This is a genomic window from Vibrio tapetis subsp. tapetis, from assembly GCF_900233005.1.
Lineage (GTDB): Bacteria > Pseudomonadota > Gammaproteobacteria > Enterobacterales > Vibrionaceae > Vibrio > Vibrio tapetis.
Map to the genome: position 1 here is coordinate 1,413,842 of NZ_LT960611.1, position 12,802 is coordinate 1,426,643.

The 12,802-nt window shown below is 42.5% G+C and carries 10 protein-coding genes and 1 pseudogene; 7 read left to right on the forward strand and 4 right to left on the reverse strand.

The window, feature by feature from the left end:
* Window positions 1–46: 46 nt before the first annotated feature.
* The 3 genes and pseudogenes from VTAP4600_RS06240 to zipA all read right to left on the reverse strand — a co-directional run bounded on the left by VTAP4600_RS06240 (window position 47) and on the right by zipA (window position 4,308).
* Window positions 47–1,996: a BRCT domain-containing protein gene (locus VTAP4600_RS06240; protein ID WP_102522002.1), complete on the reverse strand. Its 1,950-nt coding sequence runs from the start codon at window positions 1,994–1,996 to the stop codon at window positions 47–49.
* 100 nt (window positions 1,997–2,096) lie between these two features.
* A pseudogene (ligA, locus tag VTAP4600_RS06245) lies at window positions 2,097–3,281 on the reverse strand (NAD-dependent DNA ligase LigA); the annotation flags it as partial.
* A 70-nt stretch (window positions 3,282–3,351) separates the two neighbouring features.
* A complete protein-coding gene (gene zipA / locus VTAP4600_RS06250) occupies window positions 3,352–4,308 on the reverse strand; it encodes a cell division protein ZipA (protein WP_102522003.1) in 957 nt (318 codons plus the stop codon).
* A 209-nt stretch (window positions 4,309–4,517) separates the two neighbouring features.
* Here zipA and cysZ point away from each other — a divergent pair, with 209 nt between their 5' ends.
* The 7 genes from cysZ (at window position 4,518) to VTAP4600_RS06285 (ending at window position 11,181) form a co-directional block, all read left to right on the forward strand.
* Window positions 4,518–5,276 carry a sulfate transporter CysZ gene (cysZ, locus tag VTAP4600_RS06255; RefSeq protein ID WP_102522004.1) on the forward strand — a complete coding sequence of 253 codons (759 nt, stop codon included), beginning with the start codon at window positions 4,518–4,520 and terminating at the stop codon, window positions 5,274–5,276.
* 225 nt (window positions 5,277–5,501) lie between these two features.
* Window positions 5,502–6,470 (forward strand): cysteine synthase A, encoded by a 969-nt coding sequence (cysK, locus tag VTAP4600_RS06260; protein WP_102522005.1) that lies wholly within the window; start codon window positions 5,502–5,504, stop codon window positions 6,468–6,470.
* A gap of 333 nt (window positions 6,471–6,803) precedes the next feature.
* Window positions 6,804–7,061: an HPr family phosphocarrier protein gene (locus VTAP4600_RS06265; protein ID WP_102522006.1), complete on the forward strand. Its 258-nt coding sequence runs from the start codon at window positions 6,804–6,806 to the stop codon at window positions 7,059–7,061.
* Between the two features lie 138 nt (window positions 7,062–7,199).
* Entirely contained in the window at window positions 7,200–8,924 is a 1,725-nt protein-coding gene (gene ptsI / locus VTAP4600_RS06270) for a phosphoenolpyruvate-protein phosphotransferase PtsI (RefSeq protein WP_102522007.1), read from the forward strand.
* Window positions 8,925–9,030: 106 nt separating this feature from the next.
* Window positions 9,031–9,540, forward strand: a complete 510-nt coding sequence (crr, locus tag VTAP4600_RS06275) for a PTS glucose transporter subunit IIA (RefSeq protein WP_102522008.1) — start codon at window positions 9,031–9,033, stop codon at window positions 9,538–9,540.
* A gap of 205 nt (window positions 9,541–9,745) precedes the next feature.
* Window positions 9,746–9,943, forward strand: a complete 198-nt coding sequence (locus tag VTAP4600_RS06280) for a hypothetical protein (protein ID WP_102522009.1) — start codon at window positions 9,746–9,748, stop codon at window positions 9,941–9,943.
* An 11-nt stretch (window positions 9,944–9,954) separates the two neighbouring features.
* Window positions 9,955–11,181, forward strand: coding sequence for an MFS transporter (locus VTAP4600_RS06285; RefSeq protein ID WP_102522010.1), 1,227 nt, complete (start codon window positions 9,955–9,957; stop codon window positions 11,179–11,181).
* Between the two features lie 353 nt (window positions 11,182–11,534).
* Here the strand turns inward: VTAP4600_RS06285 and VTAP4600_RS06290 are convergent, their stop codons facing one another.
* Window positions 11,535–12,674: a flagellin gene (locus VTAP4600_RS06290; RefSeq protein WP_102522011.1), complete on the reverse strand. Its 1,140-nt coding sequence runs from the start codon at window positions 12,672–12,674 to the stop codon at window positions 11,535–11,537.
* Between the last annotated feature and the right edge of the window lie 128 nt (window positions 12,675–12,802).

Below are 12,802 nucleotides of genomic sequence, written 5' to 3' on the forward strand. Positions count from 1 at the left end.
TTTTCATCATCAGGTAAAAATTTAAGCTCCTACCCAATTTTATTTATTATCCTTGAAGAAGATCAAGATATTCACTTTCTGAAAGAACACTAACACCTTTATCTTTAGCACCATTAATTTTAGTCTCACCAACTTTTTCCCCAGCTACAAGGTAGGTTGTTTTACTAGTTACAGATTTCCCAACTTTAGCCCCTAAAGATTTAGCCTGCTTCTCCATATCACTCCTTTTACCTTGAACCATTGAGCCTGTGAACACTATCACTGCCCCAGCTATCGGAGATAAAAGATCACTTTCTTCTGAATCCTTAGGCGTAATATCCAGATTAAAACCAAGCGTATAAACCTTAAAGAACTCATCCTTAATTTTTGATAACCCTTCTACAATAGCCTCTGCACTCAATTTTGCGAAGCCATCAAGCATAGCTATATCTTCAGCGGAAAGAGAAAATAGGTCTGTTAATGCGTAATGTTGGAGTAACTTTTCGCAGTTTCCGCCACCTAAGCGGCTTACCCCAAATGCAGATAAAAATCGCCAATCTTCAATCTCAACGTCGCGGCTAGCTTGAAGCTGATTAAATAGGTTCTTAGAAGTTTTTTCACCAAAGCCATAACCAACAAATTGATGTGCTTTCAACTGATAGATTTGATGTATATGCTTAATACCATAGTTACTCAACTTCTCAATAACCTTAGGACCAAATCCATCGTTGTTACCCAAGGTTTTAAAAAAATGGATCAAGGTATTCTCTGTCTGTGCTGGACAATCATTCTTATTAGGGCAAATCAAATGATCCGACTCCCAAATAAGGTGAGATTGACAGCTAGGACAATTTTCAGGTAGTTGAACTTCTACTGGTTTAATAACCTTTTCGATCTTTGGTATTACTAGACCACTTCGAACAATTTGAACTATAGCCCCTTGACCCACTCCATTTGCTTCAACCATCTTATAATGGTGAACTGTCACCCTACTTATGGTTGCGCCACTGATCTTGGTCGGCACTAACTCAGCGACAGGGGATATTCTCCCTGTTCTGGAGGTTTGTGGTGTTACACTTAATACCTCTACTTCAGCGGCTTCTTCATTAATCTTAAAGGCTATTTGCCAGCGATGGAATTTCCTCGTCGCACCCATGTATTCTTTGATGCGAGAGTCTGTCGCTTCTAAGATAACGCCATCCACATCATATCCCACTGCATTCCAAATCTGATCGATGATATCTTCAAAGTTAGCTATCAGTTCTTTATAGTGTCCAGTCCAATTATCAATCAAACTGAATGGGTAGAACACACAGGCTCCATCATTAATAGCTTGTTGAACTCGCGGATCAACATTCTTTTCTGCAATAATGGCTGCTTGAATATTACGTGAATTTTCAAAGTATTGACTTAGCTTCTCTTCAAAGTAAGTTTTGTCGATAACAATCTCACCAGCGCCAAGCCCTCGCTCTCCACTTCGTGCAATTTCAAGTCCACGCTCAAATGCTCTCGAAACATCCTGACCTTTAACACCATCGCCCCTTGTATATAGCTTTTCGCCATCATCAAAGGCTGCATAACCATCGAGTTTTGGTGTAACTCGAATATTGATATCCCTAGTGTCTATAGACAAAGCATCTGAAGCCTTAAGAATTCGGTCAAGCCACTTCTGAATCTCTTCTTTGGAATAAGCCTTATCTGTAGATAGCATTTTTTGAGGTAGCGAAACTGTTTTACCTAAGCTCATAACCTCTGATTCAACAGATGTAACAAACGGATGTTCAGGATTTTTTTCTGCAAACTCATTACTGAATTTATCATACTGAGAATCACTAATTACCTTAAAACCAGAGCGATAACATGCATTCGCTACTATCAACAATGATAGTTGGTCTTCGCTTCTAAGTGAGTGGAAAGCACTTTCTCTGATTGCTATTTCTAGCATGTTTAAATCAAGATCTGCTTCCAACTTTTTAATGATTGAGAGCTGATCATTGTTAAACTTAAATTCTGTCATTATTTACTACCAATTTGGTTTTAGCTCTGGTCTAGAAGTTTTACCCTTATAAAGAGTGACTAACTAGCCATGGATCAACTTAGCAAGTATGGCTTAATTATCTATATGAAACATTACTTGCTAAGGTGACACTCACGTCACCCGCCCTACGAATAATTACGCTATCTCCGATACATACGCCCAAGCGTTCAATTTCATCAGCATTATGCAATGTCGCATTACTGACAGTGACACCGCCAACAAACACAGGTTCAAGCTTTGCTACTGGGGTGATCGCACCAGTACGGCCAACTTGAAACTCGACATCATTGAGAACCGTGATTTCTTCTTGCGCAGGAAATTTATAAGCAATGGCCCAGCGAGGTGCTCGGGCTACAAAGCCTAAGTTTTCTTGAACTTTAATATCATCTAACTTAATAACGACGCCATCGATCTCATAACTGAGTGCTTCGCGCTTTTCCATAATATCTTGGTAATACGCAATAACGTTATCTAGCCCTTCAACTTTCTTGGTCTCTGGGCACATTGGTAGTCCCCAGTTTTTGAGTTCAATAAAGCGCTGGTAATGGCTGAATGACAACTGTGCACCTTCAACGACGCCGACGCTGTACGCATAAAAACTTAACGGGCGTGTGGCCGTTATTTTCGAGTCCAATTGACGTAAGCTACCAGCCGCCGCATTTCTCGGGTTTACGAATGGCTTGAGCCCTTTTTTTAGTGCTTTCTCATTCAGCGCGTTAAAACCCGCCTTTGGCATGAATACTTCGCCACGCACTTCTAAGCGTGTCGGCCAACCTGTTCCTTGAAGCTTTAATGGAATCGCCTTAATTGTTCGCACGTTTTCCGTGATGTTTTCGCCCGTTGCGCCATCACCACGTGTCGCTGCTTGCACGAGTAAGCCATCGACATACAATAAACTTACCGCAAGGCCATCTAATTTTGGCTCACAACTGAATCGAGCTGACAAAGTTTCAGGCGATCGATCTTGCGCTCGCTTGTAAAAGGCCTTCAGTTCATCGTTGTCAAAAGCATTATCCAAAGACAACATTGGAATTTCATGCTTTACCGAGCCAAACCCGTCTAAAGCGACACCACCAACGCGTTGGCTCGGGGAATCGACTGAAACCCACTCCGGATGCTGTAATTCAGCTTCAAGCAATTGCCTCATTAATCGGTCATATTCCGCATCAGGAATTTCTGGGCTATCTTCTACGTAATAGCGCACACCATGATAGTGAAGGCTTTCTTTTAACTCAGCGTATTGTTGCTCGGTCATCATGTTCATCATTTAGTTTCTTGGCTTTATAATCAATAAGGGCTCCATTAGGAGCCCTTTAGTATAGTAGTAATAAAGACTATTTCGTGGCGGCATCGTGTCTTTTTGTAAAGTCACGAACTTGCTTACGGTATGCGTCTATCCGGTTTGGCGTTAGGATCGCACGGGTTTCATCTAACACTTGCGCACCGAGATCATCTGCGATCTGCTGAGCAGTTCTAAGCATCACTTTAAAATTCTGATCCGCCTCACCAAAGCATGGCAAAGTCATAAAGAAAGAGATGCCTTTCGTGGTAAACGTTGCTGGGTCATCATGAGCCAACGTACCTGGCTGCATCATATTTGCAACGCTAAACAAGACCTTACCAGTACCCGATAGATCGGAATGACGATGGAAAATGTCCATTTCGCCATATATCAAACCATTTTCTAGCATGCTATCAAACAGAGCGGTGCCGACAAATGGCTCATCACCAACACAATGCACATTCAGGACGATGACTTCCATCTCTGGCTCTTCAGCCACTTCCGTTATTTCTGCTGCGGAATCGGACAATTCACTCGCATCAGAGGTTTCATTAGCGAGTGGTTTATCAAATGCAGAGGCGGAAGGTGTGCGCCCAGAGCTTATATTTTCATTATTAGAGAGCTCTTGACCAACCGGTGACTCGATCTCTCGTGTCACATCGTCTTGAGATGCTTGGCTATCTATAACGTCATCGTTCGTAGAAATTGAAGGCATAACTTCATCTAGTGGGTCTGAACTCACTAACGGATCGAAATCGAGGGGCTCAGTAGCCAGCGCACCAAACTCTGGTTCTTTGCGCTCTTTTTTAATGATTTCGAAATCATCTTCAGGTGCAAACGCTCGTTGAGCTGAGTAATCTTTCTCATCTTCTGTTTCTGTCAACTTACCGAGAGGTTTACTTCCGAATTTTCCTTTGCCTTCTTTTTTACTGGTCCACAAACCATGAAATAGTAGTGCGCCAATGGCCAATAGCCCGACGATGATGAGTACTAGTCGCAATTCCTGCATTATTCACTCTCAGTGGTGATTAAAGTGGCGGCAATTTCGCCACTGGGTAACAATTAAAACGGTTATTACTCTTACTCTACCAAAATTTTGTAATATGTTTGAATCATTTAATGCCATCAATTTGTCAGAAGACGTGATTTTCTGCACGCTTTCTTTCTTTTTATACCGAGTTACAATAGAAGGTAAATTCTCAATCTGAACTCGGTCCTATGCAACTTAACGACAATACGCATAAAAAACGCAGTGGCTTTGGTTACTTTATATACGGGGCAGAACTGGCCTTTCAACCGGGCATCCGCCGGTTTGTCGCTTTGCCGCTATTAATGAACATTGTGCTTATCGGTGGTGCACTCATGTTCTTATTCAGTCATTTAGGCAATTGGATCGACTCATGGATGGCGCAGATCCCTGACATGCTATCTTGGTTGTCTTATATTTTATGGCCAATATTAGTGTTGACTATTTTGGCTACCTTTACTTATTTTTTTAGTACGGTTGCCAATTTTATTGCTGCTCCTTTCAATGGGTTACTCGCAGAACAACTGGAAGCAAAGCTAACAGGAAAAAAACTAAGCGATCAGTCCATCATGCACTTGTTGAAAGACACCCCTCGCATTTTGGGCCGTGAATGGCGTAAGTTAATGTACTACCTTCCGAAGGCAATTGGATTACTCCTTTTGCTTTTCATTCCTGCGGTTGGTCAAACCGTCGGCCCTATACTATGGTTCATTTTTTCTGCTTGGATGATGGCGATTCAATATTGTGATTACCCTTTTGATAATCACAAAGTGACCTTTCAAGATATGAAACGGGATTTAAAAAGTAAACAAACTAAATCTTACGGGTTTGGCATATTGGTTTCGATCTTCACAACCATCCCTTTCTTGAACCTTGTTGTCATGCCTATCGCTGTTTGTGGTGCGACCGCAATGTGGGTTGATGAATATAGAGATAAGTATGTAGCATAAGTTACGGGTTACGGGTTACGGGTTACGGCATTTTGCCATCATGGCACGCGGGTAACGCTTTTCCGTAACCTATAACCTGTAGGACGCTCTGCTTCCGTCCTGTCGCCTATCCCCTCATATCTTATAACTTTTCGTTCCTTTTCCGTTTAATCTTATCGTCTTATGCTAGATTCCTATAAGACAGTGCAATTGGCACCCAACTCAGTGCAATGAAGGAACATCAACATGAGCAAGATTTACGAAGACAACTCCCTAACCGTTGGTAACACACCTCTAGTACGCCTAAATCGCGTCAGTAAGGGTAACGTATTAGCTAAAGTAGAATCTCGTAACCCGAGCTTTAGTGTTAAGTGTCGTATCGGCGCAAATATGATTTGGGAAGCAGAAAAAGCAGGCACATTAAAACAAGGCATCGAACTTGTTGAACCTACTAGTGGTAACACGGGTGTAGCGCTAGCCTTTGTAGCAGCCGCTCGCGGTTACAAGCTAACACTAACAATGCCTGAATCTATGAGCCTAGAGCGTCGCAAGTTACTAAAAGCACTGGGTGCTAACTTGGTACTCACTGAGGCTGCTAAGGGTATGAAAGGCGCAATTGGTAAAGCAGAAGAAATTGTCGCAACCGACCCTTCTAAGTACTTATTGCTTCAGCAATTTAACAACCCCGCTAACCCTGCAATCCATGAGCAAACCACTGGTCCTGAAATTTGGGATGCGACTGATGGTGAAGTAGACGTCTTCGTATCGGGTGTGGGTACTGGCGGTACACTAACAGGCACAAGCCGTTACATTAAGAACACGAAAGGTAAAGCAATCACCACCGTTGCCGTTGAACCAGCCGAATCACCGGTTATTACACAAGTGGTAAATGGCGAAGATGTGCAACCAGCGCCACATAAGATTCAAGGTATTGGTGCTGGATTCATTCCAGGAAACCTAGATCTCGAACTTATTGACCGTATCGAAACTGTAACATCTGATGAAGCGATTGAAATGGCTCGTCGCCTGATGGAAGAAGAAGGAATCCTTGCTGGCATCTCCTCTGGTGCCGCGGTTGTTGCTGCAAACAAAATTGCTGAACTACCTGAATTTGCAGGAAAAACCATTGTAACTGTGCTACCTAGCTCTGGTGAACGTTACCTAAGCACAGCACTGTTTGCCGGACTGTTTACTGAACAAGAGAACCAGCAATAATCTGGTAACAAAACTGTGTTCAAATCAATTTTTCCTACAAAATAGCCCCTTTATGGGGCTTTTTTGTTGATCCCTGCCGCTCCTTTGGTAATATCACACTTGTTTTATTTTTCGCTTCAAAATAAAGAAGCGATGCGACATAAGCATTAAAACACGTATGTCTAATATTATTGATATCAGATATGCAAAACTAAAATACTGGAATCAATCGAGCGAACCCAGTTACCTGTGCAACTAGTGGATTAGGTAACCAATAGACTAGCCTTAGTTTATATTTATGGTTAAGCTTATTTGATTATCAGAACATAAAATAAATCAATTGGGGTAAATCACATGTATCAGAAGCAAGTAGAAATCACTGCAGAAAATGGTCTTCACACTCGTCCAGCTGCACAGTTTGTTAAAGAAGCTAAAGGCTTTGACGCTGACATCACAGTGACTTCTAACGGCAAAAGCGCTAGCGCAAAAAGCCTGTTTAAACTACAAACTCTTGGTCTAGCAAAAGGTACTGTAGTTACTATCTCTGCTGAAGGCACACAAGCTCAAGCAGCAGTTGACCACCTAGTTGCTCTAATGGATCAACTACATTAATAGAAAGATTTATCCTCGAAGCCATTTTGCGAAAGTAAAATGGCTTTGTTGAAATAATCGCTATTAAAAACACACGTCACTGTGAACATTTAGTCAAACACGTTCCTATTTTTTGTTGACCAACTTTAAGGTAAGGCTATGATTTCTGGCATTCTAGCATCTCCAGGTATTGCTTTTGGTAAAGCGCTACTTCTCCAAGAAGATGAAATTGTCCTAAACACAAATACTATCACCGACGACCAAGTTGAAGCAGAAGTACAATGCTTCTACGATGCTCGTACCAAGTCATCACAACAACTAGAAGTTGTTAAACAAAAAGCACTTGAAACATTCGGTGAAGAAAAAGAAGCGATCTTCGAAGGCCACATTATGTTGCTGGAAGATGAAGAGCTGGAAGAAGAAATTTTAGCACTCATTAAAAAAGACAAGATGTCTGCAGACCGCGCGATTCACTCTGTGATCGAAGAACAGGCTTGCGCACTTGAATCTTTAGATGACGAATACCTAAAAGAACGTGCGACTGATATCCGTGATATCGGTACTCGTTTTGTTAAGAATGCACTAGGTATCAACATTGTATCGCTAAGTGATATTGATGAAGAAGTTATCCTAGTTGCTTACGACCTAACACCATCAGAAACAGCGCAAATCAACCTAGACTACGTATTAGGTTTTGCTTGTGATATCGGCGGTCGTACTTCTCATACTTCAATTATGGCCCGTTCACTTGAACTGCCTGCGATTGTTGGTACTAACGACATCACAAAACAAGTTAAGAACGGCGACATGCTGGTTCTTGACGCGATGAATAATAAAATCATCATCAACCCTTCTGATGCTGAATTAGCAGACGCTAAGAAAATCAAATCAGATTTCGAAGCAGAAGCGGCTGAACTTGCTAAGCTAAAAGATCTGCATGCTGAGACTCTAGACGGTCACCGTGTAGAAGTATGTGGCAACATCGGTACAGTAAAAGACTGTGACGGCATCATCCGCAACGGCGGCGAAGGTGTTGGTCTGTATCGTACAGAATTCCTATTCATGGACCGTACTTCTCTTCCTACTGAAGAAGAGCAATACGTTGCTTACAAAGAAGTAGCAGAGTCAATGAACGGTGAGTCAGTGATCATCCGTACTATGGATATCGGTGGCGATAAAGATCTACCATACATGGATCTACCAAAAGAAATGAACCCGTTCCTAGGCTGGCGCGCTGTGCGTATTAGCTTAGACCGTCGTGAAATCCTACGTGATCAACTGCGTGGCATTCTACGTGCGTCGGCACACGGTAAACTTCGTATCATGTTCCCTATGATCATTTCTGTTGAAGAAATCCGTGAGCTTAAAAAAGCAATCGAAGAATACAAAGTTGAGTTACGTGCAGAAGGCTTAGCATTCGATGAAAACATCGAAATTGGCGTCATGGTTGAAACACCAGCCGCTGCAGCTATCGCACACCACTTGGCAAAAGAAGTGTCATTCTTCTCTATCGGCACAAACGATTTAACTCAATACACCCTAGCGGTTGACCGTGGTAACGAGATGATCTCGCACCTATACAACCCACTGTCTCCTGCGGTTCTGACTGTGATCAAGCAAGTAATTGATGCTTCACATAAAGAAGGCAAATGGACGGGTATGTGTGGTGAGCTTGCTGGTGATGAGCGCGCAACACTTCTTCTATTAGGTATGGGTCTGGATGAGTTCTCAATGAGCGGAATCTCTATCCCTAAAGTGAAGAAAGTAATCCGCAATTCTAATTTTGCTGAAGTTAAAGCAATGGCTGATGAAGCGCTTGCGCTACCAACGGCTGCTGAAATCGAAGCTTGCGTAGAAAAATTCATCGCAGAAAAAACACAATAGGCTACGATTACCAATGAGATAGACGACTAAAAGTAGTCGTCTAATGTTTCTGATTGGTATAATATAAATCGGCTGAATTAAAATTAAACGTTAGGAGCAAGACACAATGGGTCTGTTTGACAAACTTAAGAAGCTATTATCTGATGATAGCGCTGACGCTGGTGCAATCGAAATTATCGCACCTCTTTCTGGTGAAATTGTAAACATCGAAGATGTGCCAGATGTTGTTTTTGCTGAGAAAATTGTTGGTGACGGCATCGCTATCAAACCAGCTGGCGACAAAATGGTTGCTCCAGTAAACGGTACTATCGGTAAGATCTTCGAAACTAACCACGCATTCTCTATCGAGTCTGACGATGGCGTTGAGCTTTTCGTTCACTTCGGTATCGATACAGTTGAACTAAAAGGCGAAGGCTTTAAGCGCATCGCTGAAGAAGGTCAAACTGTTAAAGCTGGCGACACAGTAATCGAATTCGATCTTGCTCTTCTTGAAGAGAAAGCAAAATCAACTCTAACGCCAGTTGTTATCTCTAACATGGACGAAATCAAAGAGTTGAACAAACTTTCTGGCGCAGTTGTTGTTGGTGAAACTCCAGTACTTCGCGTTACTAAGTAATTTATACTTAGAACAATCACTTTAATAAACGCTGCCTTTGGGCGGCGTTTTTTTATAGACCAAGCAAAATATCCCTCCCTCCTATGTTCCTTTTTATCCCCGTTAATCTATGCATTTAATGCATAAACCTCATCAGTAATGGTCATTTGAAACATTCCCTTTTAGCCCATAAACTGCGCCTCCTTTATAACAAATAGGCACCTCCGTGTTTTTTCAGACCCTTTTTACCAAAATTTGCCGTTCGCAATCATTATTTGCGCAACTGGCACGCATGGTTGTATTGCTCTTCATCACCCTAATCGTCGTCCACCAATATCAACCATTATTGGATTCGTTAGCAGAGCATGCTGTTAATGCTGGCTGCCATCAAGGCGGTTTAGAAGATCATAGCCATCATCACTAAGAGTCATTTTTATGAGTATATTTCGTTTTCCGCTACTTGTGTGGCTAGGGATTGGCACATTAATCGTCAGTTTAGGGATCAGACAGTCCTTTGGGATTTTTATGATGCCTGTTTCTGAAACCTTTGGTACCGGCCGTGAATTTTTCAGTTTAGTTGTCGCAATGCAAAACCTCCTTTTTGGTGTATTCCAACCTTTTGTTGGTATGGCAGCGGACAAATGGGGTTCAAAAAAAATCATTGCACTTGGTGCTTGCGCTTATGGGCTTGGGCTATTCATTACCTCAATCACAACAGTACCATCGGTTCTCTTTATTTCGATGGGAGCATTAGTGGGCCTTGGATTAAGTTGTACCAGCTATGTTATCGTTTTGGGCGCTGTGGCTAAGGTTGTGCCTCCTCAACACGCAGCAAAAGCATTTGGTCTAACAACTGCGGCTGGTTCGTTTGGTATGTTTGCAGTCATTCCTGGGGCACAAGCATTATTGAATAACTTTGACTGGCAAGTGGCAATACAAGTATTTGCGATGTTGTGTACTCTGATGGTCGCGTTTGCCATGTTCATGCGCTCTGGCGCAATAACAACACCTTCTAACTCTAAGCATAATTTAAATTCGGACACGTTAACTCAGAGTCAATCACTTAAGCAGGCATTATCGGAAGCCTTTTCTCACCGTGGTTACTGGCTGATCCATGCCGGATTTTTTGTATGTGGTTTTCATGTGATGTTTATTGCGACCCATTTACCAAGTTATCTTGCCGACAAAAACTTGCCTGCAACAAGCGCCGCGATGGCTTTAGCTTACGTCGGAATATTTAACATCTTTGGTTCGTATTTCTGGGGCGTGTTAGGCGATAAATTTAATAAGCGCTACGTCATGACTTCACTTTACTTAGTTCGTACCATCGTAATCACTGGCTTTGTCACACTACCGATCACAGAAAACTCAGCAGGACTATTTGGCGCCGCGATCGGATTTTGTTGGTTAGGGACGGTACCGTTAACCTCTGGGTTGGTGAGACAAATGTTCGGAGCTAAATATCTGTCGACATTATACGGCTTGGTATTCTTTACTCATCAAGTGGGCAGTTTCTTGGGGGCATGGGTTGGAGGGCGTATCTATGATTATTATGGTTCTTATGATCCCATTTGGTGGGCAACGGTCATCATGGCATTTTGCGCAGCGTTGATTCACTTACCGATCAATGACAAACCCGTACTTCGCTTGCAAACCGCATAAACAACACAATTTAGTGCGACAGAAAAGATAAAGCCGACACGTGACAAGCGTGTCGGCTTTGTTGCTTTATCAATGAGAGAGAAGAAACTTCGCTTTCACGTTGCTCTTCCTTCTTTTTAAAGAAAGAGCCCCTTTTCCTTTGAGAGAACTGGGGCTGTTACCAGTCAGAGCCTTTCGGAGATCAGAGAAATGAACTTTTCACTGACTAGCCAAGGTGCTTCCAGTATAACTTCAATAACATTTGGCCGGTGAGAGATGAGAGAGCCGCATGTACCATTACACTTTCCGCTATACCAACTTTGCTGTTTCACCAAACGGTCCACGTCTGTCCCTTTTAGTGAATAGAGTTACTTCTATTGAAGTAACTGCATAGCAGAGTTAGGTAACTGTTTAGCTTGAGCAAGTATTGATGTACCTGCCTGCTGCAATATTTGAGATTTCGTCATTTCAGTGGTTTCTTTCGCCCAATCTGTGTCTTTAATTCGACTGTTTGACGCATCTACGTTTTCTTGTACGTTGGCCAAGTTATTAATGCTGTGGCTTAAACGGTTTTGCTTCGCACCCAAATCGGCACGTTGGCTATCAACATATTTCAATGCTGAGTCAACGATACTGATAGCGTTCTGAGAGCCTGCAACGGTTCTTAAATCCACATCTTGTACCGTTGTGTATTGTGGGTTATCAGCATTCAGACCGAGTTCTGTCGCCAAAGTACCTGAAACAGTTAAATCACCTTCCAAGTTTGGTTCAGCCATGAATACTTGCAACTTGCCATCTTCACTGACTGACGCATTGATTCTGTCTGACTGACCATTAATGTAAGTCGCTAGCTCTTCAATATCATCACCTGTTTTAGCAGTGATATCGATAACCGTTTCTTCACCACCTTTGGTCGTAAATTCAAGCTTCATCGCATTGGCGTCTACGGGTACACCCCAATCTTTGGTTTTCGCTTGCTCAGAAACAAAGGTCGTACCGCCCATTCTCGTATCATCAGCACGAATACTGGTTAGTGCCATGACCATGGCTTCACCTGAATTAGCACCGATTTGGAATGCTGCGTCACCAAAAGAGCCGTTCAATAAGCGACGACCACCAAATGATGTGGTTTCAGCAATACGGTTAATCTCATCTTGAAGTGCCGTTGCTTCTTCGTTAATTGCACGACGGTCTGCATCAGAGTTTGCACCATTCGAAGACTGTATCGCCAAGTCACGAATACGTTGCAACACATTCGTTGCTTCGTTCATCGCACCTTCTGCGGTTTGTGCAATCGAAATACCATCATTTGCATTTCGCATTGCCACATCTAAACCACGTGATTGAGCCGTCAATCGGTTAGAGATTTGCAAACCAGCTGCGTCATCTTTAGCGCTGTTGATTTTATGTCCAGACGATAAACGCTCCATTGAAGTGTTTAGCGCATCTGTTGATTTATTTAGATAACGCTGTGCCGTCATTGCGGATACGTTAGTGCTAACAGTTACAGCCATAATTTGCTCTCCTATTGAGTTCGCATTATTTGCGAAGCGGCCAGCTGTACTCTCATTTGGATAAGCACTGACCGTAGTTGCCTTGTAAAGTCCAACTTAACTGGTGAACTTACAATCGCACCTAAGTT